The organism is Amorphoplanes friuliensis DSM 7358 (assembly GCF_000494755.1).
Lineage (GTDB): Bacteria > Actinomycetota > Actinomycetes > Mycobacteriales > Micromonosporaceae > Actinoplanes > Actinoplanes friuliensis.
In genome coordinates this window covers 2084526-2110402 of the sequence record NC_022657.1, presented here as the reverse complement: position 1 = coordinate 2110402, position 25877 = coordinate 2084526, and the positions used below count along the sequence as shown (strand labels likewise).

Sequence of the window (25877 nt, the reverse complement as noted above, 5' to 3'; positions counted from 1 at the left end):
ACGGGCGGGGGCCCACCTGACGGTGGCCCACGCCCTGCCAGGTCCGTGCTCCCCGAAACCGCGGCTAAGGTCGTGGGCATGTTTCGTGATGGGGATCTCGAGCTGCTGGGGCGGCCGCTGTATGCGTTTCTGACCGTTGCGCCGAAGGGTGAGCGGTGGCCGGCGCCGCGGCCGGTGTGGTTCGAGGTGACGACGGAGGGCGATCTGCAGATGTTCTCGCTTCCGGACTCGCCGAAGGTCGACCGGCTCCGGGAAAATCCTCGCGCTTCGGTGGTTGTCTCGGCGCCCACCGGCGAGCCCGAGCACTGGGTGTCGGTGGAGGGCACGGTCACGCTCCATGATGACGGCGGCCCGGAGCTGACCACCCGTCTTGCCGGCCGGTACTGGGACGTCGACGACCCGAAGATTCAGAAGCTGCTGCAGGAGTGGCGGGACGGCGGCGTGGTCCGCCTTGTCCTGCACCCGGAGAAGGTCAGCCGTTACTCCGTCTGAGCCCCGGAAGCAGCTGCTGGCCGCGGTCGCCGACCGGATCCCCGAGGGCGCCGGGCGGGTGGCGGTCGACGGGGTGGACGGGGTCGGGAAGTCCACGTTCGCGGCGGAGCTGGCCGCTGTGCTCGAGGAGCGGGGCCGGCCGGTTGTGCACGTCTCGGCCGACGGCTTCCATCATCCGCGGGCCGTCCGGCACCGGCGTGGGGCGCGGTCGCCGGAGGGGTTCTGGCTCGACTCGTACGACTACGCGGCGCTGATCGCCAACGTGCTGAACGCGGGAGAACTTTACCGGCCGGCGGTGCACGACGTCCGTACCGATGAAGTGCTTGATCTGCCCTGGCAGGTGCGACCGGACGGGGCGGTGATCGTGGTCGACGGGTTGTTCCTGCACCGGGACGAGCTGGTCGCGTACTGGGATTTCTCCGTGTTTCTGACCGCGCCTTTTGCGGTGACCGTGGCGCGGATGGCCGCGAGGGACGGCTCGGAGGCGGATCCGGATCATCCGAGTCTGGCGCGGTACGTGCAGGGTCAGCGGCTGTACTTCGCGGCGTGCGAGCCGTGGCGGCGTGCCACGATCGTCGTCGACAACAGTGACCTTGATCGGCCGAGGATGGTTTGAGCTGTGGTGCAGACCATGCTGGCGGCGGCCGGGGTGTTCGCGGGCACCAACGTGGACGACATCATCGTGCTGACCGTGCTGTTCCTCTCCGCGCGGGCAGCCGGGCGGCCACGCGTGTGGCAGATCTGGCTGGGGCAGTACGCCGGCATCGCCGTACTCGTGCTGGTTTCGGCCCTGGCCGCGCTCGGCCTGACGCTGATCCCGGACCGGTGGGTTCCGCTGCTGGGTCTGGTGCCGATCGCGCTCGGCGTTCGCGGGTTGATCGGTGCGATCCGCCGCCGCGACGGCGACGAGGAGCAGCCACCGGCCGCGACGAATGCGCTGGCCGTCGCTGGGGTGACCATCGCCAACGGCGCCGACAACCTGGCCGTCTACACGCCGATGTTCCGGACGCTCGGGGTCGGCGACACCGTCGTCACCGTGATCGTCTTCGCGGTCCTGGTCGCGGTGTGGTGCGCGGCGGCGTCGTGGCTCGGGTCGCACCGAAGGGTGATCGCCCTGGCCGAGCGCTGGGGGCAGTGGCTGGTGCCGCTCGTCTTCATCACGATCGGCGTGGTCATCCTGCTGGGCTGACCGGCGGTCAGCCGCCGAGCCCGGAGTAGATGAACGACGTCAGCGTCTCGATCGCCTCGTCGTCGGAGAGCTCGCGGCCGAGCGCCGGCCCCTCCCCCGACTGCCACATCGCGGAGAACGCCGGTACCAGCGTGGTGAAGATCGTCGCCACGACCAGCGGGTCACCCGGCAGCCGGAAGCCGGCCTCGGCGGCACGGGTCAGGTGGTCGGCGATGTGGTGGATGTCCGGCTCGACCAGCGCACGGGACCGTTCGGCAAAACCGGCGTCGACCGTTGCGGCCTGCTGCAGGGCCGAGAGCAGCGTGCGGTTCTCGCGGGAGAACGTCCAGTAGAGCGCCACGTGGTAGCGGACCGCGTCGCGCCGGCTGAAGTCGTCGTCGTGCTGCTCGTCGACCGCCGACACGTCACCCCGCGCGAGCAGGTCGGTCAGCAGCGCTTCGAGCAGGGCCTCCTTGTTGGCGAAATGGGTGTAGAACGACCCCGCCGCCCGGCCGGCCTCGGCGGTGATGTCGGTGATCTTCGTATTGAGATAACCGAGCCGGGCGAAGACCCGGACCGCGGCGGCCTTGAGCTCGGCCTCAGTCTGAGCCGCCTGCTGCCGGCGCACACCCGCGCCCACCACCATCCCGGTCTCCTCCTCGGCCTTTCCTTCAGCTCTTGACGGAGATTAGCAGTCCCTCTACGGTGAATCTCAGTTCACTGAATGTGGATTCAACGAAGGGGACCACCATGACCGTCCTGATCGTCGGCGCCGGGCCGACCGGATTGACCCTGGCCATCGAGCTGCAAAGCCGCGGTGTGCCGCACCGGATCGTCGAGGCGTCATCGGGTCCGTTCGAGGGCTCGCGCGGCAAAGGCATCCAGCCCCGCACCCTCGAGGTGCTCGACGACCTGGGAGTGCTCGACAGGTTCCTCGCGGCCGGCGCCGACTATCCGGCCCTGCGCATCCACCTCCCCGGAGGTGACTTCGACCGGCGCATGGACGAGCTGCGCGAGCCGACCCCGGACGTGCCGCACCCGAACGTGTGGATGGTCCCGCAGTGGCGCACCGGACAGCTCCTCACAGAACGCCTCACCGAGCTGGGCGGCCACGTCGAGTACGGCGTCGCGGTCACCGAACTCGCCGGCGCAAACGTCACGCTGAGCACCGGTGAGACGGTCGCAGCCCGCTACGTGGTCGGCGCCGACGGTGGGCGCAGCACCATCCGCGCCGCGCTCGGCGTCGGCTTCGAAGGCGACACGTACGAGACGCAGCGCATGCTGATCGCCGACGTCCGGCTGACCGGGTTGCCCCGCGACGTCTGGCACGTGTGGCCGGGTGACGACGGCCGTTCCCAGCGCCTCGGTCTGTGCCCCCTGCCGGGCACCGACGACTGGCAGCTGACCGCACCCCACGCCACCTCGGTGGAGGACATCCTTGCCGAGGTCGCGCCCGAGGTCACCCTGACGCACGTCGGCTGGACCTCGCAGTTCCGGGCCAACATCCGCATGGTCGACCGCTACCGCGTCGGCAACGTCTTCCTCGCCGGCGACGCGGCCCACGTGCACTCCCCCGCGGGCGGTCAGGGGCTGAACACCGGTGTGCAGGACGCGTACAACCTGGGGTGGAAGCTGGCGACGGGCGACGACGCGCTGCTCGACACGTACGAGGCCGAGCGTCTGCCCGTGGCCGCGGGTGTCCTCGGCATCAGTACCCGCCTGCACAACCGGCACGGCGGTGACGTCCAGCAGGCCATGCGCCGCGACGACCCCGAGCTGCAGCAGCTCACTCTCGGCTACCGCGGCGGCCCTCTCGCCGACGAACGCCGCCGGCAGCCGGGCACCCTCCAGGCCGGCGACCGCGCACCGGACGCCCCGTGTTCACCGTCCCGGATCTTCGACGCGCTGCGCGGCCCCGAGCCGGTGCTGCTGGCCTTCGACTGCGCTCCGCCGCCCATGCCCGGCGTCCGGGTGGTCCGGGTCGTGCGGCCGGGCATGCCCACCGGCCCGGACACCCTCGTGGACACCGACGGTCACGCTCACCGCGCCTACGACATCCACCACCCCACCCTTTTCCTGGTACGCCCGGACGGCTACGTCGGCTGCGCCGCGGACAGCACCGACCTCGAATCGATCGAGGCCTACGCTCGCCGCATCAGCCCGGCACCACAGAGCGTCGGCGGGCGGTGAGCGTTGCCGCGACCAGGCAGATGATGGCGGCCGCGACCAGCGTGGGCCGGGCACCGAGGTGGACCGCGGCGGCACCCAGCGGTGTCGCCAGGGCGATCGGCCCGAACATCACGGTGTTGGCCGTCGCCGACACCCGACCGAGCATCTCCTGCGGGGTGTGCGTCTGCACGACGGTGACCGCCGCGATCAGCGTCCACGGCAGTCCGATGCCCCCGATCACCGCACCGGTGATCAACGCCGGCCACCACGGCAGGCAGCGGGCGAGGAGGCCGGCCGCGAAGAGCACCGCACCCACCGTTCCGGCCACCAGCGGACCACGCCACGCGATGAGACGTCCGGCGATCAGACCGGCCACGATGGACCCCGCACCCTGAGCGCTGAGCAGCACACCGAGAAACGTGCTCGCCAGCCCCAGATCCCTGGTCACGACCTGGAACTGCGCGGCCGTCGCGAACCCCGCCATCCCGATGGCCACGGCCGCGATCAGCACAGTCGCCCGCAGCAGCGGCTGCCCCAGCAGCACGGCCAATCCATCCCGGACACCCTGCGGCCGACCCGGTACGGGCATCGCCACCGGCCGCAGGTGCAGGGCGGCGTAGAGAACCGCCCCGAGAATCGGCATCACCGCGCTGAGCACGGCAACGGCCGGACCGCCGTGCCAGGCATAGAGCCCCGCACCGGCCAGCGGGGCGATCAGCTTCATGCCTTCCTGGGCGCTCGAACGCCAGCCGTTGACATCACCCAGCTCGGCCGGGGACAGGGCCGCCGGAAGCAGCGCTGATTCGCCGGCGTCGAGCAGGACGTAACTGATCCCGTACGCGAGGGAGACGCCGAAGATCAGCCAAGTCTGCCCGGCCGAGTGGACGGTGAGGAGGGTGAGGAGCGCCGCCGCCAGCAGCAGGTTCGTGGTGATCAGCAGCGGCCGGCGCGGCAGCCGGTCGAGCAATCCCCCGAGCCACGGGCCGGCCAGCGTCGGGGCGTAGACGCAGAGCCCCGCCAGCGCTGCCAAGCTCGCCGAGCCGGTGAGGTCGAGGATCCAGATCCCGGCAACCAGCGCCATCGCGCTGCTGCCGAAGCCGGACAGTACGGAGATCGCCACGAAGAGGACAGTGTTGCGCCGCATTCCGCCTCCAGAATTGAGCCTGTGCGGCTCATATCTTTGAGCGTTGCGGATTCCCCCTTCAAGAGCTGCGCCCGTGGTCAACGATCTGTTGACAGGGCCCGTTGCAGAGCGTCGAGAGCGATCCGGACGTGCCCTGGAAGGAGATTCCGGTCCAGTCGGGACAGATCATCGGCGGCCTGCTCGGCCAAGGCGAAGAGACCCCCGGGCGGTGCGTCGAGGGCCGTCGCCACCGTCGCACGCACGAGGGCGGCGCGGGTGAAACGGCTCTCCCAGCGGCGGTCGGCAGTGAGACTCCGGTGCAGGTCGTCGACGGCCGCACGCAGGACAACGATGCTATGGGCATACCGGAGATCCTGGCTGTGACGCCGCGACCGGGCGGCGGCGACGAGCCTCTGCCGGCGCTGCTCGGCGGCCTGCCGGCTCGCCAGCCCGAGCGCCGTGGCGACCTGGCCCCAGGTCGCTCCCGACTGCCGGGCGCGGTCGATCAGCTCGAGCTCCCGCTCGTCCAGCCGGGCCCGCGCAGCCCCGATCTCCGCCAACGGCCCGAGCTCAATCACCCAGTCAACAATACGTTGACATGGCTTGTGACGACAGCCCGCGGTCCAGGAGTGCAATGCCACCGAGCGCGGGCCCAGTGCGGCGGCGCGACGTCCGGACGGTTCAGCTCTGAGCGCCGCCGCGGTCGGTGGGTTGCGGGACTATGGCTGGTCAGCGACCAACGCGCAGGTCTGACGTTCGGCTGCGGCGGCGTCCGCCGGCGGCGCAGGCGTGACCGCAGGATCGGTCGCGGCGGCGGACGTCGGCGGCGCAGGCGTGACCGCGGGGTCGTCTGTCGGGATGGTTGCCGGGCGGCGGAGGGCAAGGGCCGCGATGACAAAGGCGGCCGCCGCGAAACCAGCCGCCGTCAGGTAGGCGCGGCTGTAGCCGTCGCGCAGGGCCGCGACCTCACTCACGCCGGAGGCCAGGCTGCTCTCTGTGACCCGGGCCGCGATCACCGCCAGGACCGCCAGTCCGAGCGCCGCACCGGCCTGCTGCGCGGTGTTCGTCAGGCCGGACACCAGGCCGGTCTCCTGCGGCGCCGCGTTGCTCATGGCCAGCATGATGATCGCCGGGATGACGACGCCGATGCCGAGGCCCATGATGAGCAGGGCCGGGAGGATGTCGGTCGCGTAGCTGGGGTCGGCCGGGACGGGGACCAGGAGCAGCAGTCCCGCGGCGAGGACACCGAGGCCCGCGAGCAGCACCGGGCGGGCGCCGAACCGGGCGGTCACCCGGGGCGCCACGATCAGCGACATCACGCCGATCACCAGCGGCGTCGGGACGAACGCGAGGCCGGTTCCGATCGCGTCCAGGCCGGCGACCCGCTGGAGGAACAGGGCGTTGACGAACTGGAAGCCCATGCCGGTGGCGAAGATCAGGACCACCGCGGCGCCGGTGCCGAGGAGACGGCGGCGGCGGAGGACGGGCAGGGGTGCGAGGGGGCTGCGGGCGTACCGTTCGCGGATGAGGAAGGCAGTGACCAGGAGGAACGCGGCCAGGCCGTACCAGGGGCCGCCGTCCACGATGGCGTAGACGCCGAGGGAGAGGCCCGCGGTGATGAGGGTCGCGCCGCTCACGTCGAGGCCGGCACCCAGGCCGAGGCCCGTCTCACGGGGCACCACGCGCAGCGCCGCGACCAGGACGACCACGCCGATCGGGACGTTGACCAGGAAGATCCACGGCCAGCCGGCGGCCTCGGTGAGCAGGCCACCCGCGACAAAGCCGAACGCCGCACCGCCCGCCTGCGTGAAGCTGTAGACGCCGATCGCCCGGGCCTGCGCGCCGGGTTCGGGGTAGAGCCGCACGATCAGCGAGAAGATCACCGCGGAGGCGAGCGCGCCGCCCACGCCCTGCACAAAGCGGCCCGCGACCAGCAGTGGGGCGGTGGTCGCCAGGCCGCAGAGCAGGCTCGCGGCGGTGAAGACGACCAGTCCGGCGAGGAACACCCGGCGGGCGCCGACCAGGTCGCCGAGGCGCCCGGCGAGCAGCAGCAGGCCGGCAAATCCGATCAGATATCCGTTGACGACCCAGGCGACACCCGCGGGCGAGAACCCCAGGTCGGCCTGGATGGCGGGCACAGCGACGGCCACGATCGTGCTGTCCAGCACGATCATCAGGGCCATCACGCAGAGCACGGCGAGCGCGGCGGCTCGACGAGGTTGCACGGGAACGGTCATGGTCCGACCGTAGCAGATAGTCCGTAAGCAGACTATCTAGTTGTCACCTAGTTACGGGCGAGCCGGGCGCGGCGCACCGGCTTCGGACCCGGCTCGGCGCCGCTCTCGACCAGGCGGCCGCTCTCGACCAGGCGGCTCAGCGCTGCGACGAACTCCTCCCGGGCCTGCTCGGGCAGGGCACCGAGCGCCTCGGCATGGACCTCGTCGACGATGCGCTGCCCCTGCTCAGCCGCAACCCGGCCGGCCTCGGTGACCGCGATGATCCGTGCCCGGCGGTCCGTCGCGGACGGGCGGCGCTCGGCCAGACCCCGCTTCTCCAGGTCGTCGACGGTCCCGACCATCGTCGTCTTGTCGAGATCGGCGAGCGCCGCCAACTGGATCTGGGTCCGCTCCTCCTCCAGCGCGTGCACCAGCACACACTGCATCCGCGGCGTCAGCCCCACCTCGGCCAGCGCGGCGGCAAGACGGTTGGACAGGGCGTGACCAGCCATGTTGAGCAGTCCGGTGAGATCACGGACGGTGCGTTCGGGTGCTGCGGAAGCCATGAATACAGGCTAGCTCGGATCATCCCGTACCGGATTGTTCCGCTGCTGGACGACCGCCGGGCCATAGCGCTTCCCGGGCATGATCGCCGCTCCGGCCGGTCAGCGTGTCGTCCCGTTCCGGCCGGCAGTCGCTCGGCAGGTCTCACCTCGCAGCGGAGTCCCGCGGTGCCACGGCGTCGATAGCGTCAAACCTCCCAAAGCTGCACAAGGAGCCCGGATGTATGCGGTGATCGATGTCGAGACGACCGGCCTGCGGACCAGCTGGCACGACCGCGTGATCGAAATGTCGGTCGTGCAGCTGGACAGCTCCGGCCGGGTGCAGGACGAGTGGTGCAGTCTCGTGAATCCGGACCGCGATCTGGGACCTCAGCACATTCATGGCATCTCGGCGGCAGAGGTGCGCCGGGCGCCCTCCTTCGACCAGCTCGCGTCCCAGGTCACGGACCTGCTGAAAGGCCGGGTGATGGTGGCCCACAACCTGGCCTTCGATGCCATGTTCGTCGCCTCGGAGTTCCGGCATCTCGGTGTGAACGTCCCGGTCGGCAGCGATCTGGGGCTGTGCACGATGCGCTTGGCACCGCACTTCCTGCCGTCCGCCGGCCGGAGCCTTGTCGACTGCCGTCGTGCCGCGGGGCTGCCGGACCATCGCGCGCATTCCGCTCTGCACGACGCCCGGGCCGCTGCGGAGCTCTTTTCCCACTATCTCCAGCTCACCGGAACGCCGCCGCCCTGGGGCAGCGTGGTCGATCAGGCGGCGACACTGCGCTGGCCGGCGCTGTACTTCGGGGCCGCCGTACCCGTGCAGCGTCGCTCGCCGGAGGAGCGTGAGCCTCATTTCCTCACCCGGCTGGTCGACCGGTTGCCCCGGCAGCACGAGCCCCGGGCCGACGCCTACCTGGACCTGCTGGATCAGGCCCTGCTCGACCGGCACATCTCGGCGATCGAGGCGGACGGTCTGGTGGCCGCCGCCGACGCGATCGGGCTGTACCGGGCCGACGTGCAGATCCTGCATCAGCGGTACCTCGCCGGCCTGGCCTCGGCCGCGCTGGCCGATCGGGTCGTCACGCCTGCGGAACACAAGGATCTCGACAGTGTCGCCGCGCTGCTGGGGCTGCCGGCCACGGCGGTGAACCGGGCACTCGAGGCGGCCCGGCCCTCGGAGCGCCCCGTCTGGCAGCTGGCATCGGACGATCTGGTCGTGTTCACCGGCACGATGGACCCGCTGCGGGAGCAGTGGGAGGCCCGGGCGAGCGCCGCGGGACTCCGGGTCGGCGACAACGTCACCAAGAAGACGCGGCTGCTGGTCGCCGCCGACCCGGACTCGATGTCGGGCAAGGCCAAGAAGGCCCGGCAGTACGGGATCCCGATCGTGCATCCGGCAGCGTTCCGGAGCATGCAGGAAACCCTGCTGCCGGCCTGACCTCCACGGCTGATGGACGACCGACGGACCCCCGTGTGAACCCGCCGGCCGTCGTCATCAGTGCGCGGCCAGTGCCGCCCAGCTGGGCGCGGCCGGCGCCCAGCGGAGTGGCATCCGCGCTTCCGCCGGCGTGCGGTCGCCCTTGCGCTGGTTGCAGCGCCCGCAGGCCGCGACGGTGTTGAGCCAGGTGTTGCCGCCGCCGCGGGACCGCGGCAGGACGTGGTCGATGGTGGACGCGGCGCCGGAGCAGTACGCACAACGCCGGCCGTCGCGAGTCAGGACACCCGCGCGGGACCAGCCCGGGCCGCGGCTGTGCCGCCAGCGCGTCACGACGTAGCTGACCAGGCGCACGACGGTCGGGATCGGGAAGACACCCATGCGGGCGTCCGGCTGCGCCTCTTCGACGACCGCCACCTCGCGGAACAGCATGCGGATGGCGTGCCGGACGCTGACGCGGTGCAGCGGCCCGAAGTCGGCGTTGAGTACGAGGACCACACTCATCGCGGGTCACCTCCCCTGTGTGTCCGTCCACGAAAAAGCCGCCCGTCCTCAGTGCAGGGACGAGCGGCGGCCGGCCGGGGCGTTTGCCTCAGCCGGGGCCGTGGGCCCTGCTCTCGTACCGGTCGGCCGTCACGTGATCTCCCTTGGTCCCGGTGATCCGGGACACGTCGCTGGTGAAAAAGGTAGGGGTCGCGGCCGGGGCGGACAACCGATTAATGATCGTCAGCCGGAGAGTTCGGTGCGGACCGCGGCGACGAGCTGCACCAGGCCGGCGAGGCCCAGGACAGCCCAGGCGGCAGCGGCCACGATGATCACCGTGGTGTCCCAGCCGGGGTGGACGAACCCGGCGACACCACCGACGAGCAGGCCGCTGATGGCGACCGAGACGCGGGTGGGGCGTTCCCCGACCGTGACGAGGCCGAGGCCTTCCATGCCACCGGCGGCGGCGCGGGCCCGGACGTATTCGTGGAGCCAGCTCACCGCGCCGCCGGCGACCACGAGCCAGCCGGGCGCGCCGGCCAGCCAGAACGCGGCCAGCCAGGCCACCTCACCGAGGCGGTCGGCGACGGAGTCGTAGATGAAGCCGAGCCGGCTGACCCGCCCGCTGACCACGGCGACCGCACCGTCGAGCGCGTCGGCGAAGCTCGCGAACAGCACCAGCAGGGTGCCGAGGAGCAGACCGCCGCGGCCGAGGAGCACCGCGAACGGCACCAGCAGGCACAGCAACAGCCCGATCGCGGTGACCGCGGTCGGGCCGATCCGGAGCCGGGCCAGGAAGTTGCCGCCGCGCCAGGCGAGCCGCACCCAGCCGCGCACCACGGGTGACGCGCGGTCCGGGTCGAAGCCGCCGTGCAGGCCCGACCAGGCCGCGGCGTACTCCTGCCAGGTCAAGCCGCGACGTTGGCGGCGAGGTGCTGCCACACCTCGCGGGTCGCCGTCGAACGGTTCATGGTGATGAAGTGGATGCCCGGCACTCCCTCGTCGATGAGGCGCTGGCACATCTCACTGCACAGGTCGATGCCGAGCCTGCGGACACCGTCGGCGTCGTCGGCGATCCGCTCGAACCGGGACAGCAGCCCGGGCGGGAACGGCGCACCGGAGAGCTGCGCGGCGCGGGCGATGGTCGCCATCCGCAGGACGGGCATCACACCCGGCACGATGGGCGTGTCGCAGCCCGCGGCGGCCACCCGGTCGCGCAGACGCAGATATTCGTCGGCCTCGAAGAACATCTGGGTGATGGCGAAGTCGGCGCCGGCCCGGCACTTCCGGATGAAATTGAGCGTGTCGCTCTCGATGTCGGCCGACCGCGGGTGCTTGTACGGGAAAGCCGCCACCCCGACGCTGAAGTCGCCGGACTCACGCAGCAGCCGTACGAGATCCTCGGCGTAGAGAACACCCTCGGGGTGACGGACCCACTCGGCGTTGGGGTCGCCGGGCGGGTCCCCCCGGACGGCGAGCACGTTGCGGATGCCGGCACCGGCGAGCCGCCCGATGACGTTGCGCAGCTCGGCGACGGAGTGCCCGACCGCGGTCAGATGCGCCATGGGCAGCAACGTCGTCTCGGTCGCCACCCGCTCGGTCACCGCGACCGTGGTGTCCCGGGTGCTGCCCCCGGCGCCGTACGTGATCGAGACGAAGTCGGGTCGCAGCGTCTCCAGCTCACGGATCGTCTGCCAGAGCAGCTGCTCACCCTCGCGGGACTTGGGCGGCATGAACTCGAAGGAGAACGTGGGATCCGGACGACGGATGAGCTCGCCGATCGCCGGAGACGTCGGGAGCCGTGAGGGAAGTCCGAGAGACACACCCCGACTCTACCGGTCCGCACCCGCTAGGTTGGCCGCGTGACCTCCCCGCTGGAACGCGCGGGCCTGCGCCCCCGCGTCGACAAAGCCCTCGCCGCCTTCCTCGCCGTGCGCCGCACGCAGCTCCTGACGATCGACGACGTGCTCACCGACGTCGCCGACGCCCTCGAGGAGTTCGTGCTCCGCGGCGGCAAGCGCCTGCGTCCCGCCTTCGCGTACTGGGGTTACCGCGGCGCCGGCGGCATCGACTCGGAGCAGGTGGTGTCCGCGGTCGCCGCCCTCGAACTCGTCCAGGCGAGCGCCCTCATCCACGACGACCTGATGGACCGCTCCGACACCCGCCGCGGCGAGCCGTCCATCCACCGCCGCTTCAGCGCCCACCACAGCAAAGCCGGCTGGGCGGGTGACGGCACAGGCTTCGGTGACAACGCCGCCGTCCTGCTCGGCGACCTCGCGCTCGTCTGGTCCGACGACCTGCTCCACTCCTCGGGTGTCGAGCTCGCCGACCTCGCCCGCGCCCGGCCCGTCTTCGACACGATGCGCACCGAGGTGACCGTCGGCCAGTACCTCGACGTTCTCACCCAGGCCACCGGCGACACCTCACTGGAACGCGCCGGCAAGGTCGCCCGGTACAAATCAGCCAAATACACCGTCGAGCGGCCCCTGCTCCTCGGCGCGGCCCTGGCGGGTGCACCGGAATCCCTGTCCGCGTCCTACTCGGCCTACGGGCTGCCGCTCGGTGAGGCGTTCCAGCTGCGTGACGACGTGCTCGGCGTCTTCGGCGACCCGGCACAGACCGGCAAACCGGCCGGCGACGACCTCCGCGAAGGAAAACGGACCTATCTGATCGCCGCCGCCCACGAGGCCCTCTCCCCCGCCGACCGGGCCGAGCTCGAATCCCGGCTGGGTGACCCCGCCCTCGACGAAGCCGGCGTCGCCCGCATGCGCGACCTGATCCGCGACAGCGGCGCCCTCACCCGCACCGAAACCCGCATCACCCAGCTGACCGAGGAAGCAGTTTCCGCCCTCTCGGCAGCAGACGTCGAAGAAGAAGCCAGGTCGGTGTTGTTCGAACTCGCCGACGCCGCCACCCGGCGATCCGTCTGAGGCTCAACATCCAGGGGAGCCGACCGTCGCTTCTCTTGGTCAAGACCCAGGTCCGGGGCATGTCGTGCCTGGTTGCATGGTTCTGACCGTCGCTCACGCCGAGACCGGGCGCGGGTGACCAATCGCCTGGCGGCTCATGGGCGGCCACCCGCACCCTGCCAGGTCCGTGCGCCCCAGACCACCAGGACATAAGCGGTCAGCTGGAGTGCCGTGGTGATGGCCAGGACCGGTTGCGGCATGGCCATCGTCGGGGTGATGGCCCAGTGGTCGAACAGGGCGGTGTCGTCTCCGGCGAGATAGGGCAGTTGTGCGGCTTCGAGGCCCGTGTCGATCCATGGCAGGCAGGAGATCGCCAGCAGGGCAGCCCCGCAGGCCACGAGCCGCCGGTCGCGCACGGAGGCTGGCGGCTGGTCGCTGGCGGGCGGTGGGCGGCGGCTTGTGGAGGCGGCCAGGGTCAGGGCGGCGAGGCCGAGCAGGAGGGCTGGGAGGACCGACCAGGCGGCGGTCAGGCCCATGGAGGTGGGGTCGAAGCTGTCGGCTCTGGTTGCCGCACGTTCGTGGACGTCGAGGACGACCTCGGCGACGCGCACGGTTGCGTAGGCGGCGATCAGGGTGGCGCCGGCGATCGCGGCGATGAGAGTTCCGCGACGGCGCCCGGCCGACCCGTCGGGCGAGGCGAGACGGCCGCGGCGGGCGTCGGAGCTGCGGCGAGCGCCAAAACCGCGGCGACCGGCGGAGCTGCGGCGGGCAGCGAGCAGGAGCACGGCGACGAAGAACAGGGCTGCCCAGACCGGGGCGAAGCCTTCGAGCTGGGCACGCCAGACCGCCGACCGGTCGATCTTCGAAGGGTCGACGACGACCCAGGCGTAACCGGCGTCCGACGGCGGCGACGGCATCGTCAGGGCCGCCTCGATCACCAGCGCAGCCGTCGCGACCGGGAGATGCCAGCCGGCCGGCGGCCACGGCAGCACCGCGCAGACCAGCAGCGCAGCCGTCAGGAGCAGCTCAGCCGTCGGGAGCACCGGCCGGGCGAACAGCACCCCGGCCACGTGCAGTGCGGCAAGCACCGCGGCAGCGATCAGCAACAGAGTCCGCAGGCGCACCGCGGCATGGTGTCATGTGTCGATGGATCGGCGCGCCCTCAGACGCCGGAGGAGGCCGCTGCCCTCGCCCGCTTCGGGCGTGCGCTGGACGCCGCGGCGGCCGAGCCAGATCCATACCGAGAGCGTGAGCAGGATCATCGCAAAACCGAAGAACAGGTCTTCGACCGGCGCGTAGACGAGTCGCCATCCGATGATCGCGGACGGGTCGTAGATGACGATGCGGCGACCCGTGAGGATGCCGTTCGACAGCAGCTGGAACGTGATGATGATCGGGTAGGTGGCCCAGAAGACCGCCCGGGTGAGCAGGCGGGTGCGCAGGATCCACAGGTCGACGATCGCCGCGCCGAGGACGCCGAGGAGGGCTGCCGCGGTGTACGTCATTCGTCACCGGCCGGGCGGCGCAGGACGGCGCGGGTCGCCTCGAAGCCGAGGATCGCGCAGATCGGGACGACGACGAAGAACAGCACCTCGTCGATCGGGAGGCCTCCGGGCAGGAGGATGCCCGTGGTCTGTTCCGGGTCGAAGGTCCAGTGCCCGGCCGCGATCGCCGCCAGATCCCAGAGGATGAAGACGATCGCGACCGGGAGCAGCGTGAGCAGCAGCCGCCGCCACCGGCGCAGGACGTTGACCTTCAGCACCGGCTCCAGCCACAGGGCCGCGACCAGGCATCCCGCCAGGACGAGCAGGTACGACAGGTGTCGCATCGCCGCGTCAGAAGCCGAGTGCCTGGGCGCGCCGCTTGACCTCGCGGGCACGGTCGCCACCGAGGCCCTTCGCGGCGCAGCCGTCGACGGTCTCGTCCGGCTCGTAGAGCCACCCGAGGGCTTCTTCGTCGTTGTACCCGTTGTCGCGAAGCAACGTCAGGACGCCAGGGAGGTGCTTGAGCACGGTGCTGTTGGCCACCAGTTCCGCCGGCACCACGCGTACGCCGTCGCGGCGGGTCGCGAGCAGCGCACCGTCGCGGATCATCTGGTGGACCTTGCTGATCGACACGCCGAGCTTGTCCGCCACGTCGGGCAGGTTGATCCACTCGGTCGGGCCGGTGGGCTGCGGGGCCGCCGCCTCACCCACGGTTACGGAATCGGTCACCCGACCAGCGTGCCATGCCCGCTCCGTGGCTGACCAAGCGGAGCATGCGGAACCGGGAGAGCCCCGGCTCCTCGAGATCGGAGAAGAGTCCCGATGACCCTGTGGCGGAGAACCCGCACCGAGGTGGCCGGAGCCGTGCGCTCGGTGCGCTACGACATGGGCCGGCGCGAGGCGGACGAGCCCGGGCCGAGCCCGCTCTCCGGCGTGACGGCTTTCCCCGACGTGACGTCGACCGGGATGAGCACGTTCGGCGGCGCCGGTGTCACCGGTGGCCTGCGGACCTCGTACGGCGACGAGTTCATGCCCCGGCCACGCCGGCTGGCGGCGGTGGCGGCGTTCGGTGTCCTCGCGGTCGCGGGGGCCGCGGGCAGCTACTTCGCCGTTGTCAACGGGATCGGTTCGCTGGCCGGGGAGAAGCCCGCCGGTGCCGAGCCCTATCCGCTGGCGGCGGAGGCCCCGCACACCGGTGAGCTGTCCAACTCAGGTTTCGGGCGCGGCACTGCGGCCGTACCGGATGAGGGCAGGACCGAGACGGCGCCCGCTCAGATCCGGGTGGTGCCGACGACGGCGGCCGGTGCCGCGGCAGCGGCGGTGGAGCCGGGGGTGACGCAGGCGCGTCCGCAACAGACCACGGTGGAGCGGACGACGCCCGCGACCAGGCCGACGTCGTGCTGTCTGAACCCGCCGGTGCCGACGCCGACTGTGCCGGTGCCCACACCGCACAGTCCTTCGGTCACGCCGTCGCCGACCGCTTCGTCGCCGGAGACGACCTCGCCGACGCCGACCGAAACGGTCGATCCGGTCACTCCGAGCGCGTCCGACGAGGACGAAGACACCGGCGAAGGTGAGAACCACGCACGCCGCGCTCGCCGGCACTGATCCGATTTGTCACGATAACGACGCGCGGGGCGAAAGCCCCGCGGGTCGTTTTTTCGTAAATGCGCTGGTCAGCGCTTCGTGCTGTACCCGTTAGGTCTCAGCTGTGACATCCTGGTCTGCCACAGCCGGATGGACACATACACTTCACGCCGATGGACACGACTGTCGCCGACACGTTGATCGGCACGACGATTGACGGGCGCTACCGGATCACCGGTCGCGTCGCCCGTGGTGGCATGGCGACCGTGTACACGGCCGTGGACGACCGGCTCGAGCGGACGGTCGCACTGAAGATCATTCACCCGTCACAGGCGACGAACGTACATTTTGTCGACCGGTTCACCGACGAGGCGAAAACGATCGCCAGGCTGACCCACCCCAACGTTGTCGCCGTGTACGACCAGGGCCGCCACCAGGGCCTGCCCTACCTCGTCATGGAGTTCGTGCAGGGACGCACCCTGCGCGACCTGCTCACGCAGCGCCGCCGGCTCAACCCGGTCGAGGCGCTGGCCATCCTGGAGCAGATGCTCGCGGCCATCGCCGCCGCGCACCGCGCCGGTCTGGTGCACCGTGACGTCAAGCCCGAGAACGTCCTGGTCGCCGAGGCGCCCAGCGGCGGCATCGCCAACCTCGTCGACAGCGTCGTCAAGGTGGCCGACTTCGGGCTGGCCCGCGCGGTCGAGGCGAGTGCCACCGACGACACCGGCCAGCTGATGGCCACGGTGGCGTACGTCGCACCCGAGCTGGTCACCGACGGGCACGCCGACGCCCGCACCGACGTCTACTCGGCCGGCATCGTGCTCTTCGAGATGCTGACCGGCCGGGTGCCCTACGACGGCGACGAGCCGGTCGAGGTCGCCTGGCAGCACGTCGACAACGACGTCCCGCCGCCGTCCAGCATCGTCAAGGGTCTGCCGACCGTGCTCGACGACCTGGTCGCCCGGGCCACCCGCCGCGATCCGGGCGCCCGCCCGACCGACGCCGGCGCGCTGCTGGCCGAGGTGCAGGTGGTCCGTGACGACCTCGGCGCGGCCAACGTCGAGACCGCGCTGCTGCGTCAGGTCCCGGCCCGCCCGCCGGCCGCCGACGCCACCGCGCTCGTGCCGACCGTCACCACCGTCTTCCCGCAGGGCACCCACGGCAGCACCCGGCCGACCTGGGCCCGGCTGCCCGAGCAGGGCGCCCGCGGCCACGGCCAGCGCCGGGCCGGTGGTCCGCCGTCGGCCGCGCCCGTGGGTGGCCTCATCGGCAAGCTCGGTGGCGACCGCCGCCGCATCCTGATCCTCGCCGCGGTCGCGCTGATGATCCTCACCGTCATCGGCAGCACCTGGTGGGTCACCCTCGGGCGTTACACGGACGCACCCCAGCTGGTCGGTGGCACCCGGGCGCAGGCCGAGCAGGCCGCCGCGTCCGAGGGCTTCGAGCTGCGGGTCGGCGACGGCGCGTTCAGCGAGAACGTCCCCAAGGACGTCGTGCTGAGCCAGGATCCGCCGGCGAGCGAGCGGGTCATCAAGGGCGGCATCCTCACCGTCTCCCTGTCGCTGGGCCCCGAGCGCTACCCCGTGCCCGACATCGTCGGCATGGAGGCCTCCGCGGCCCGCGGCGAGATCGAGGGCTCCAAGCTGAAGTTCAAGGAGGGCACGGGCAAATACAGCGACACCGTGCCTCAGGGTGTGGTCATCTCGGTCGACCCGAAGGTCGCGGCCCAGCTCAAGCCAGGTTCGACCGTCACCGTGGTGATCAGCAAGGGCCGGGCCCCGATCACCGTCCCGGACTTCAAGGGCAAGAACATCAACGATGCCCGCGGCCAGGCGCAGCAGCTCGGCCTGAGCGTCGTCGAGCAGTACACCGACAGCGACCAGCCCGCCGACCAGGTCATCGAGCAGTCCCCCAAGCCGGGCACCGGTGCGGAGAAGGACGACGAGATCAAGCTCAAGGTCAGCAAGGGCCCGCCGCTGGTCAACGTGCCGGACGTCAACAACCAGCCGTGCCCGCAGGCCCAGCAGACGCTGCAGGCGCAAAACCTGCGTGCCCGCCTGGACTTCAACCCCAACGGCACGGTCCGGATCCAGAACCCCGCCCCGGGTACGCAGGTGCCGCCGCAGACCGAGGTTGTGCTGACATGCGCGTGAGCCGGCCCGTCGGCTCGCACACGAAGACGTCGGGAGGGCTGGCCAAGGCGGCCCTGCCCTACGTCGACGCGGCCGGCTCCGAGGCGCTGCAGGTGTACGTGTCGAACTCCCGCGGCTGGGCGCTGCCCCCGGGCGACCCGAAGCAGGACGTCCTGTTCCGCGACGGGTGCGGCGAGCGGGGCCTGCCGGCGTACATCCACGCGTCGTTGCTGGTGAACCTCGGTTCGCCGACCGAGCTGACCGTGGACCGGTCGGTGCAGACGCTGGAGCACGCGTTGCGGCGCGGGGCCGCGATCGGCGCGACGGCGGTGGTCTACCACGCGGGCAGCTCGGTCGATCCGGAGCACGACGCCAAGGCGATGCACCAGCTCCGCGAGGCGCTGCTGCCGCTGCTGGACGTGGCGATGGCCCAGGGCCTGCCGAGGATCCTGGTCGAGCCGAGCGCGGGCGGCGGGCGCAGCCTGGCCTCCAAGGTGCAGGACCTCGGCCCCTACCTGGAGGCCGTCGAGCACCACCCGTGGCTGGGCGTCTGCTTCGACACCTGCCACGCCTGGGCGGCCGGGCACGACCTGGCCCGGCCGGGCGGCATGACGGAGACGCTCGACGCGCTGATCGCGACGGTCGGCCCCGACCGGCTGCAGCTCATCCACGCCAACGACTCGAAGGACGAGTGCGGCTCGACCCGCGACCGCCACGAGACCATCGGCGCCGGCCGGATCGGCTCGGCCGCGTTCGCCGAGCTGCTGGCCCACCCGGCGACCGCGGGTGTCCCGGTGATCGTCGAGACACCCACCAAGGAGCACGAGGGCCACGCGGCCGACATCGCGCTGCTCAAGGAGCTGCGGCCCCGATAGCCGCACGCACTTCCGGTACGACCTCACGGGCCCACCGCCCCAGCGCGACCCCGATCGGCGTGCCGTCGTCGTCCGGGAAGTACGTGAAGCCGCCCGCCCCGTGGTCGAGCACGGCCCCGGTGAGCTCTTCCGCCCACTGGGCCGCCGACCCGCCGATCCACCGCCCGGACGGATCACGCGTGACCGGCAGCGGCCCGGCCGTGATGCGTCCGGTCAGGTTGTAGATCGTGGCGACGTGAGCGGGCTCGCGGCCGGCAGCAACAGCCGCCTCGTCGATGATCGGGCGTGACGTCCGGAAGCGGTCGCTGAGCCAGTCGGCCGCGTGGCCGGGGATCCAGCCGTCCGCGTGGCGCCCGGTGACGGCAAGCGATCGCGGTCCGACCGAACCGGTCCAGATCCGCGGCGCCGGGACGTCCGCGGGCGCCAGCTCGGTGACCCGGTAGAACTCGCCGTCGAAGGTGACCGGCGCACCGCCCCCGAAGAGCGCCCGGACGACGACCATCGCCTCCTCCAAAGCCCGGACTGCTTCGGCCGGTGACAGCTGCCGCACACCGAGCCTCGCGGCGTCGGCGAGCAGACCACCCGCGCCGAGGCCGAGCACGACCCGGCCGCCGGTCAGTGTGGACAGACCGCTCACCATCCGGGCCAGCATCGGCGCGGGCCGGGTCGGCAGGTTGCTGACGTTCACCAGACCAGAGATCCGGGTCGTCCGGCCGAGGAGGACACCGATGGCCGCGTACGCGTCGGGCCGATCGGCGAGATAGGGATGATCGGAGACGCTGACCAGGTCTAGCCCGTCCCGGTCGGCCTGCACCGCCTGGTCGAGCAGGGCCCTCGTGTGGTCCAGTCCGAAGCCGAAAACCGTCATGCCCCGACCCTGGCCGACCGGCCCGGGAGTAGGAAGGCCGGGCGGATACAGGTAGTGGCGGGGACACCCTCCGGCCCGGCGAAGCTGCTAGGTTCCGACAGTGAGCGGCAACGAGCTCGGGCTGTTCCTGCGGACCCGGCGAGAGGCGATCGCCCCCGCCGAGGTCGGCCTGCCCGTGGGCCCCCGCCGCCGGCTCGCCGGTCTGCGCCGGTCCGAAGTGGCCGCTCTGGCCGGTGTCAGCGTCGAATACGTCACCCGCCTCGAGCAGGGCCGCGACCGCCGCCCCTCACCCCCGGTCCTGGCCGCCCTCGGCGACGCCCTGCGGCTCACCCCGCCCGAACGCGCCCACCTCTACCGCCTCAGCAAAGGCGCGGACACCGGCTTCACCTGCCGCGGACAGGACAGCCGGGCCCGCGAGGTACGCCCGACCATCCAGGCCCTTCTGCAGACGCTAGAGCCGTCCCTGGCGGTGCTCGTCGACCACGTCGGTGAGGTCCTGGCCTGCACACCGCAATACCGGACGGTGGCCGGGGCGACCGGCCTGCTCGACGGCTCACCACCGAACCTGGTGCGTTTTGTCTTCACCGACAGCCGTGCCCGCACCGCCTACCCCGACTGGGACCAGGTTGCCGACGACCAGGTCGCCACCCTCAAACAGGGCCCGTTCCGCGCCGACCCCGACATCGCGGCGCTGGTCGACGAGCTGACCATCACCGCCGGCGACATCTTCACGCGGCGGCTCGCCACCGTGCCCGGCCTCGCCCCCGCCACCGGTGTCCTGCGGCTGTGGCACCCCGAGGCGCGTGAGCTGCGGCTGGCGTACGAGACCCTCGAACTTCCCGCCGACGACGGCCAGCGGCTGCTGGTCCACCTGCCCGCGGACCTCGCGACGTCGGCCGCGCTCTACCGCCTGACCACTCCGCCGCCGGGCGCTCCCCACCCGTACGCCGTCTTCGGCCCGGTCCGCACCGACCCGCCGGACCCGGACCAGCGACGGCCGGGCCTCCGCCTGGTCTAAGACAGCTCGTAATCGAACGTGTAGGTGTGCACGCCGTTCTCGTTGACGATGTCGAAGAAGCCGGTCAGCCCGGTCAGCTCGCCGGTGCCGGAGTCGGGGACGACGCTCACCGTCAGCGTGCCCTGGCCGCGCGCCATCAGCCCGAAGTGCTGCAGCACAAAACTGCCCTGGCGCCCGCCGAGCGTGCCGGTGATCCGGTCGATCGCCACGTAACCGGCCGAACCCTCGACCGCCGTGCCGACCGACATCATCTCGGCCACACCGCTGCCGGTCAGATCCCCGGAAATCGTCTTGCGCACCCGCATCCGCCCGATGGTCTCGTCGTCGCTGGTCAACGGCTCGAACGCGGTCGTGAAGGTGCCCGTGGCCCGCTCAGTCATCCTGCGAGTCAACCAGACCGGTCCACACCGCGATCTTCCCCCGCCGGTGCCCACTCCCGGCCGCCGCATGAGCCGCGGCCATGTCTTCCAGCGCAAACACTTCCTGTACGGGCACCCGGAACCGCCCCTGCCCCTGCCCCTGCTCCACGAGCGCGGCGGCGATCTGAAGACCGTGCTGCCCGTCGGGTTCACCCCCAAGTGCACCGACCGACATGCGTACGCCGTGCTCCGCCGCACTGAAGTCGGCGATCGTGAGGACCGCATCGGTGATGGTGGTCAGCGCGGCCAGCCGTCCGGCGCCGGCCACGTCGAGCACCGCCGACACCCCCAACTCCACGGCCCGCCCGACCAGATCCGGCCCGGCGACGACCGGGGTGGCACCGAGCCCGGCGATAAAGTCCTGACTCCCCGGACGCCCCGTGCCGACCACGCGGGCGCCTCTAGCGGCCGCCAACTGCACGGCGACGCTGCCGACCCCACCGGCGGCCCCGTCGATGAGCAGCGTCGTCCCGGCCCCCACGTCGAGCAGGTCCAGGGCGCGGGTGGCCGTCTCGATGCTCGTACCGGCGGCACCGGCCTGCACCCACGGCAGCTTGCCGGGCTTCGAGGCCCAGAACCCTAGAACGGCGAACTCGGCACTCGCCCCACCGAGCCTTTTGAGGTCGACGGTGCCAAAAACCTCGTCCCCCACGGCGTACCCGCTGACACCCGGTCCGATCTCGTCAATGATCCCGGCCGCATCAACACCAGGAACGTGCGGCAGAGAGATCTGCCCCCGCGACAAACCGGCCCTGATCGCAAGATCAACCGGCGCGATCCCCGCCGCGGCGACTCTGATGCGCACCTGGCCGGGGCCGGCATGCGGTTCTTCGTAGGACCCGGTGACAAGCACCTCAGGCGGACCGAACCGGTGGTACTGGGCTGCGAACATGCGCACTACCGTAGGCAGCGCAGCTCCTCCATCTGCCCAAACGAGAGGCCCGGCGACGGCATTGACTCGGAAACCCCGCACCGACGCCGACCACAACCGCCGGCACATCGTGACAGTCGCCCGAACCGCCTTCGGCACCGACGGCCTCGACCTGCCCACCCGCGAAATCGCCCGCCGGGCCGGCCTCGGCACCGCCACGATCTACCGCCACTTCCCCTCCCGCCCGGACCTGGTCCACGCGGTCCTGACCGACCAGGTGGCAGCGTGCGCGGCGGACATGCAGGCAGCCCTGTCCGACCCGGACCCGTGGCGCGGCCTCCAGACAACCGTGCGGCGGTTCTCGTACCGCCAGGCCCACGAACGCGGCCTCAACACGATTCTGCTCGGCGCCCATCCGGCCGGCTCGGCGTTCGCCGCTCAACGCCGGGCTCATGCTGACGCCCTCAACTACCTCTTCACCCGGGCCCGGGCCATGGGCGCTGTTCGATTGGATGCCACCCTCGAAGATGTGCGCACGGGGCTTTTGGCCATCGCTTCTCTCCCACCCGCCGCAGCCGACCAAAAAGGTCACCGTCTGGCAAATCTCATCCTTGCCGGCCTCGCAACAGCCTCCGGTGGCTCACCGACGTAAGCGTGTGGTCGCGGCCGGGCTGCGGGCCTGCGTGGCAGCGGGGGCAGCGGGCTACGGGCCAGCGGGCTGCTGGGCTCGGGCCGCGGGCTCCGGCTCGGGCTGCGGGCTTGGGCTGCAACGAAAGGGCGCGGCAGACCGGCAGCAGACGGGTAACCAGGGCGGCAGCCCCGCCCTGCTCAGCGACGGGTCCCTCACGCGGATCGCGGCCACGCGACGGGTGCCATGGTAGGCGGCTAGCCCAACTTCAAGGAAGTTGGGCTCTCTCAGCACTCTTGAAGCCCCAACTTCCTGGAAGTCGGGTTGATCAAGGCGCCCCCGCCACCCACTCATCCCAACGAGCCGCCGCACCCCGGCCCAACTTCAAGGAAGTCGGGCCCTCCAAGCGCTCCCAAAGCCCCAACTTCCTAGAAGTCGGGCTGATCAAGGCGCCCCCGCCACCCACTCACCCCAACGAGGCGCCGCACCCCGGCCCAACTTCAAGGAAGTCGGGCCCTCCAAGCGCTCCCAAAGCCCCAACTTCCTAGAAGCCGGGCTGATCAACACGCCCCCGCCACCCACTCACCCCAACAAGCCGCCGCACCCCGGCCCAACTTCAAGGAAGTCGGGCCCTCCAAGCGCTCCCAAAGCCCCAACTTCCTAGAAGTCGGGCTGATCAACGCCCCCCCCCGCCACCCACTCACCCGAACGAGCCGCCGCACCGCGACCCAACTTCCTTGATGTCGGGCAACCAAGCACGGCGAAGGCCCAACCTCCTTGAAGTTGCGCCGATCAACGAACGACAGCCAGTGCAGCCGATGCCGCCAGCGGCACGTAGCAGGCGGCGGAAACGGGGCACCCAGCGCAGACGGGGGCAGCCTGCAGATCAGCCCGCGGCAAGCTCCGACGACCAAGAACCCCGATAACCGGGCCGGCGACAGCCGACCGAACGTACAGCCACGACCGCCGCAGCCGCCCGGCAGGCACGGGACGAGGAGCTCAGGAAAGCAGCTCCCCCAGCACCGACGCGGCCTTCTCGACGTCGGCGTCGGTCAAATCCAGGTGCGTCACCAGCCGGGCTACGCGGGGCAGCATGGCGGCGATGAACACACCCCGCTCGGCGGCCGCAGCAGCCAGCGACGGCGCGTCCAGCGGCGCCTTGCTCAAATCGAGGGGCACCAAGTTCGTACGGACCTGGGCGGCTTCGACCACGCCGTACGGCTCGAGGGCTTCGGCCAGGTGGCGGGCTCGGGTGTGGTCTTCGGCCAGGCGGGTCAGGTGGTTGTCGAGTGCGTACTGGCCGGCCGCCGCCAGGATGCCGACCTGGCGCATGCCGCCGCCGAGGCGTTTGCGCAGCACCCGGGCCTGGGCGATCTTGTCCGCGCTGCCGATGATCAGGGAGCCGACCGGCGCGCCGAGCCCCTTGGACAGGCACACCGAAAGCGTGTCGAAGACGGATCCGTACGCGTCGAGCGGCACCCCGTCAGCGATGTGGGCGTGCCAGATGCGCGCACCGTCGCAGTGGAGGGCCACTCCGGCGTTGTCAGCCGCAACCCTGAGGGCCCGAAGCGTTTCCAGGCTGGTCACGCCGCCGCCGCCCAGATTGTGGGTTTGTTCGACGGCGATGGCGGCGGTCGGGACCGACGGGTAGCCGGCCGGGCGGATCATCGCGGTGATCTGTTCGACGTCCAGGACCGCGCCGACCGAGGGCCAGGTGCGGGTGGAGATGCCGCCCAGGGCGGCCGCCGCGCCCAGCTCGTACGTGACGACGTGCGCGTCGGCGCCGGCCAGCAACTCGAGGCCGCGGGGTACCACGAGCTGCAGGGCGATCTGGTTGGCCATCGTGCCGGAGGGGGCGAACAGGGCCGCCTCGTGGCCGAAGAGCTGGGCTGCGTGGCGTTCGAGGGCGATGACCGTGGGGTCGTCGCCGAAGACGTCGTCGCCGACCTCGGCCTCGGCCATGGACGTACGCATCGCGGCGGTCGGCTTGGTGACGGTGTCGGAGCGCAGGTCAGCCACGGAGCATCTCCGCCACGAGGAACGCGAGCTCGAGGCTCTGCTGGGTGTTGAGGCGCGGGTCGCAGGCGGTCTCGTAGCGGTCCGGGAGGTCCAGGTCCTCGATGCCCTGGGCGCCGCCGAGGCATTCGGTGACGTCTTCGCCGGTGAGCTCGATGTGGATGCCGCCGGGGTGGGTGCCGAGGCCGCGGTGGACCTCGAAGTAGCCGAGGACCTCGTCGACGACCCGGTCGAAGTGGCGGGTCTTGTAACCGTTGGACGACTCGTGGGTGTTGCCGTGCATCGGGTCGCACTGCCAGACGACCTTGGCGCCGCTGGCGGTGACCTTCTCGACGATCGGCGGGAGGGCGTCGCGGACCTTGCCGTTGCCCATGCGGCTGATCAGGGTGAGGCGGCCCGGGATGTTGTCGGGGTTGAGCTTCTCGCACAGCTCGATGGCCGTCTCCGGGCTGGTGCCGGGGCCGAGCTTGACGCCGATCGGGTTGGCGATGCGGCTGATGAAGTCGATGTGCGCGTGGTCGAGCTGCCGGGTGCGCTCGCCGATCCACAGGAAGTGGCCGGACAGACCGTAGGCCTTGCCGTCGGAGACGCGGGTGAGCGCGCGGTCGTACTCGAGGGCCAGCGCCTCGTGGGAGCAGTAGAGGCTGACGGTGCGCAGGGCCTCGTCCTCGGTCATGCCGCAGGCGCGGATGAAGTCGAGGGTGCGGTCGATCTCGCGCGCGATGGCCTCGTAGCGTTCGCCGGCCGGTGACGCGCGGACGAAGTCCTTGTTCCAGTCGTGCAGACCGGCAAGATCGGCAAGACCACCCGCAAGGTACGCGCGCAGCATGTTCATCGCCGCCGCGGAGTTCGCGTACGCACGGATCATGCGCTGGGGGTCGGCGACGCGGGCCTTCTCGTTGGCCTCGAGGGAGTTGATCAGGTCACCGCGGTACGCCGGGAGGCCCAGCGAGTCCTTGGCCGAGGAGCGGGGCTTGGTGTACTGGCCGGCGACCCGGGCCACCTTCACGACCGGCATGGAGGCGCCGTACGTGAGCACGACCGCCATCTGCAGCAGCGTGCGGGCGTTCGCCAGGAGGTGACTCTCGGTGTTGTCGGCGAAGGTCTCGGCGCAGTCGCCGCCCTGGAGCAGGAAGGCGCGGCCCTCGCAGACCTCGGCCAGGCGGACGCGGAGCTGGTCGACCTCGTACGGCGCGACGATCGACGGCACGCTGTCGAGCACCTGGCAGACCGAGGCCACTTCGTCCATGTCCTCCCACGGCGGCATCTGCACGCGGGGCAGGGAACGCCACCGGTCCAGGCCCAGGGCCTCGTCCTCGGCGGAGTCGGTGGAGGGACGTGAGGTCTGCAGGGCCGTGGCTCCGACCCCGGGATGACTGAGCTGGTGCCACTCTCGGCGCATGTCAGAAGCCTAACCACGACACGAAAGAGGGCGC

The 25877-nt window shown here is 71.2% G+C and carries 28 protein-coding genes; 11 read left to right on the top strand and 17 right to left on the bottom strand.

The features are described 5' to 3' along the window. Window positions 1-78: 78 nt before the first annotated feature. The 3 genes from AFR_RS09895 (at window position 79) to AFR_RS09885 (ending at window position 1681) form a co-directional block, all read left to right on the top strand. Window positions 79-492 carry a pyridoxamine 5'-phosphate oxidase family protein gene (locus tag AFR_RS09895; protein WP_023359937.1) on the top strand — a complete coding sequence of 138 codons (414 nt, stop codon included), beginning with the start codon at window positions 79-81 and terminating at the stop codon, window positions 490-492. 73 nt (window positions 493-565) lie between these two features. Further along, window positions 566-1108 (top strand): nucleoside/nucleotide kinase family protein, encoded by a 543-nt coding sequence (locus AFR_RS09890; RefSeq protein ID WP_238547258.1) that lies wholly within the window; start codon window positions 566-568, stop codon window positions 1106-1108. Window positions 1109-1111: 3 nt separating this feature from the next. Next, window positions 1112-1681: a cadmium resistance transporter gene (locus tag AFR_RS09885; RefSeq protein ID WP_023359933.1), complete on the top strand. Its 570-nt coding sequence runs from the start codon at window positions 1112-1114 to the stop codon at window positions 1679-1681. A gap of 7 nt (window positions 1682-1688) precedes the next feature. Here AFR_RS09885 and AFR_RS09880 read toward each other — a convergent pair whose 3' ends face one another. Next, window positions 1689-2306: a TetR/AcrR family transcriptional regulator gene (locus tag AFR_RS09880; protein WP_023359931.1), complete on the bottom strand. Its 618-nt coding sequence runs from the start codon at window positions 2304-2306 to the stop codon at window positions 1689-1691. 104 nt (window positions 2307-2410) lie between these two features. Between AFR_RS09880 and AFR_RS09875 the strand changes: the two genes are divergently transcribed. After that, window positions 2411-3850, top strand: a complete 1440-nt coding sequence (locus tag AFR_RS09875; RefSeq protein WP_023359929.1) for an FAD-dependent monooxygenase — start codon at window positions 2411-2413, stop codon at window positions 3848-3850. Here AFR_RS09875 and AFR_RS09870 read toward each other — a convergent pair. From AFR_RS09870 to AFR_RS09855, 4 genes are all read right to left on the bottom strand, one after another. Further along, window positions 3816-4973: an MFS transporter gene (locus AFR_RS09870; RefSeq protein ID WP_023359927.1), complete on the bottom strand. Its 1158-nt coding sequence runs from the start codon at window positions 4971-4973 to the stop codon at window positions 3816-3818. The genes AFR_RS09875 and AFR_RS09870 overlap by 35 nt on opposite strands. A gap of 77 nt (window positions 4974-5050) precedes the next feature. Next, a complete protein-coding gene (locus AFR_RS09865; RefSeq protein WP_238547349.1) occupies window positions 5051-5527 on the bottom strand; it encodes a hypothetical protein in 477 nt (158 codons plus the stop codon). Window positions 5528-5671: 144 nt separating this feature from the next. Continuing rightward, window positions 5672-7189 (bottom strand): MFS transporter, encoded by a 1518-nt coding sequence (locus tag AFR_RS09860; protein ID WP_238547257.1) that lies wholly within the window; start codon window positions 7187-7189, stop codon window positions 5672-5674. 47 nt (window positions 7190-7236) lie between these two features. Next, the gene (locus AFR_RS09855) at window positions 7237-7734 is read right to left on the bottom strand and encodes a MarR family winged helix-turn-helix transcriptional regulator (RefSeq protein WP_023359921.1); all 498 of its coding nucleotides are present in this window, start codon (window positions 7732-7734) and stop codon (window positions 7237-7239) included. Between the two features lie 217 nt (window positions 7735-7951). Here AFR_RS09855 and AFR_RS09850 point away from each other — a divergent pair, with 217 nt between their 5' ends. Then, the gene (locus tag AFR_RS09850; RefSeq protein WP_023359919.1) at window positions 7952-9154 is read left to right on the top strand and encodes an exonuclease domain-containing protein; all 1203 of its coding nucleotides are present in this window, start codon (window positions 7952-7954) and stop codon (window positions 9152-9154) included. A 57-nt stretch (window positions 9155-9211) separates the two neighbouring features. On the opposite strand, the gene AFR_RS09845 is transcribed toward AFR_RS09850, so the two are convergent. From AFR_RS09845 to metF, 3 genes are all read right to left on the bottom strand, one after another. Continuing rightward, the gene (locus tag AFR_RS09845) at window positions 9212-9655 is read right to left on the bottom strand and encodes an HNH endonuclease (RefSeq protein ID WP_023359917.1); all 444 of its coding nucleotides are present in this window, start codon (window positions 9653-9655) and stop codon (window positions 9212-9214) included. A gap of 222 nt (window positions 9656-9877) precedes the next feature. Continuing rightward, window positions 9878-10546 (bottom strand): CDP-alcohol phosphatidyltransferase family protein, encoded by a 669-nt coding sequence (locus AFR_RS09840; protein WP_023359915.1) that lies wholly within the window; start codon window positions 10544-10546, stop codon window positions 9878-9880. Continuing rightward, the gene (gene metF / locus AFR_RS09835; RefSeq protein WP_023359912.1) at window positions 10543-11457 is read right to left on the bottom strand and encodes a methylenetetrahydrofolate reductase [NAD(P)H]; all 915 of its coding nucleotides are present in this window, start codon (window positions 11455-11457) and stop codon (window positions 10543-10545) included. Before metF ends, AFR_RS09840 begins: the two co-directional genes overlap by 4 nt. A gap of 51 nt (window positions 11458-11508) precedes the next feature. Between metF and AFR_RS09830 the strand changes: the two genes are divergently transcribed. Next, the gene (locus AFR_RS09830; protein ID WP_041841973.1) at window positions 11509-12564 is read left to right on the top strand and encodes a polyprenyl synthetase family protein; all 1056 of its coding nucleotides are present in this window, start codon (window positions 11509-11511) and stop codon (window positions 12562-12564) included. Window positions 12565-12698: 134 nt separating this feature from the next. Here AFR_RS09830 and AFR_RS09825 read toward each other — a convergent pair whose 3' ends face one another. The 4 genes from AFR_RS09825 to AFR_RS09810 are packed head-to-tail and all read right to left on the bottom strand — an operon-like array spanning window position 12699 to window position 14756. Next, window positions 12699-13667, bottom strand: coding sequence for a hypothetical protein (locus AFR_RS09825; protein ID WP_023359908.1), 969 nt, complete (start codon window positions 13665-13667; stop codon window positions 12699-12701). Window positions 13668-13679: 12 nt separating this feature from the next. Continuing rightward, entirely contained in the window at window positions 13680-14048 is a 369-nt protein-coding gene (locus AFR_RS09820; protein WP_023359906.1) for a lycopene cyclase domain-containing protein, read from the bottom strand. Then, complete coding sequence (locus AFR_RS09815) at window positions 14045-14371, bottom strand: lycopene cyclase domain-containing protein (RefSeq protein ID WP_023359904.1); 327 nt, start codon at window positions 14369-14371, stop codon at window positions 14045-14047. The genes AFR_RS09820 and AFR_RS09815 overlap by 4 nt, the downstream gene beginning before the upstream one ends. Before the next feature lie 7 nt (window positions 14372-14378). Continuing rightward, window positions 14379-14756 carry an Rv2175c family DNA-binding protein gene (locus AFR_RS09810; protein ID WP_023359902.1) on the bottom strand — a complete coding sequence of 126 codons (378 nt, stop codon included), beginning with the start codon at window positions 14754-14756 and terminating at the stop codon, window positions 14379-14381. Window positions 14757-14849: 93 nt separating this feature from the next. On the opposite strand from AFR_RS09810, the gene AFR_RS09805 reads away from it, so the two are divergent. The 3 genes from AFR_RS09805 (at window position 14850) to AFR_RS09795 (ending at window position 18621) form a co-directional block, all read left to right on the top strand. After that, complete coding sequence (locus AFR_RS09805) at window positions 14850-15635, top strand: hypothetical protein (protein WP_023359900.1); 786 nt, start codon at window positions 14850-14852, stop codon at window positions 15633-15635. Window positions 15636-15787: 152 nt separating this feature from the next. Continuing rightward, on the top strand, window positions 15788-17767 hold the full coding sequence (gene pknB, locus AFR_RS09800) for a Stk1 family PASTA domain-containing Ser/Thr kinase (protein WP_023359898.1): 1980 nt from the start codon (window positions 15788-15790) through the stop codon (window positions 17765-17767). Further along, on the top strand, window positions 17758-18621 hold the full coding sequence (locus AFR_RS09795) for a deoxyribonuclease IV (RefSeq protein ID WP_023359896.1): 864 nt from the start codon (window positions 17758-17760) through the stop codon (window positions 18619-18621). The genes pknB and AFR_RS09795 overlap by 10 nt, the downstream gene beginning before the upstream one ends. On the opposite strand, the gene AFR_RS09790 is transcribed toward AFR_RS09795, so the two are convergent. After that, window positions 18599-19489: an LLM class flavin-dependent oxidoreductase gene (locus tag AFR_RS09790; protein ID WP_023359894.1), complete on the bottom strand. Its 891-nt coding sequence runs from the start codon at window positions 19487-19489 to the stop codon at window positions 18599-18601. The genes AFR_RS09795 and AFR_RS09790 overlap by 23 nt on opposite strands. 100 nt (window positions 19490-19589) lie before the next feature. Between AFR_RS09790 and AFR_RS09785 the strand changes: the two genes are divergently transcribed. Then, window positions 19590-20507, top strand: a complete 918-nt coding sequence (locus tag AFR_RS09785; RefSeq protein WP_023359892.1) for a helix-turn-helix transcriptional regulator — start codon at window positions 19590-19592, stop codon at window positions 20505-20507. Here AFR_RS09785 and AFR_RS09780 read toward each other — a convergent pair. Beyond that, window positions 20504-20887, bottom strand: coding sequence for a DUF3224 domain-containing protein (locus AFR_RS09780; RefSeq protein WP_023359890.1), 384 nt, complete (start codon window positions 20885-20887; stop codon window positions 20504-20506). The two genes, AFR_RS09785 and AFR_RS09780, sit on opposite strands and share 4 nt — an antisense overlap. Beyond that, window positions 20880-21818 carry an NADP-dependent oxidoreductase gene (locus AFR_RS09775; RefSeq protein WP_041840738.1) on the bottom strand — a complete coding sequence of 313 codons (939 nt, stop codon included), beginning with the start codon at window positions 21816-21818 and terminating at the stop codon, window positions 20880-20882. Before AFR_RS09775 ends, AFR_RS09780 begins: the two co-directional genes overlap by 8 nt. Before the next feature lie 109 nt (window positions 21819-21927). Here AFR_RS09775 and AFR_RS09770 point away from each other — a divergent pair, with 109 nt between their 5' ends. Next, complete coding sequence (locus AFR_RS09770) at window positions 21928-22449, top strand: TetR/AcrR family transcriptional regulator (RefSeq protein WP_238547256.1); 522 nt, start codon at window positions 21928-21930, stop codon at window positions 22447-22449. A gap of 975 nt (window positions 22450-23424) precedes the next feature. On the opposite strand, the gene AFR_RS09765 is transcribed toward AFR_RS09770, so the two are convergent. Continuing rightward, entirely contained in the window at window positions 23425-24444 is a 1020-nt protein-coding gene (locus AFR_RS09765) for a threonine aldolase family protein (protein WP_023359884.1), read from the bottom strand. Next, window positions 24437-25843, bottom strand: a complete 1407-nt coding sequence (locus AFR_RS09760) for a class II 3-deoxy-7-phosphoheptulonate synthase (RefSeq protein ID WP_023359883.1) — start codon at window positions 25841-25843, stop codon at window positions 24437-24439. Before AFR_RS09760 ends, AFR_RS09765 begins: the two co-directional genes overlap by 8 nt. Between the last annotated feature and the right edge of the window lie 34 nt (window positions 25844-25877).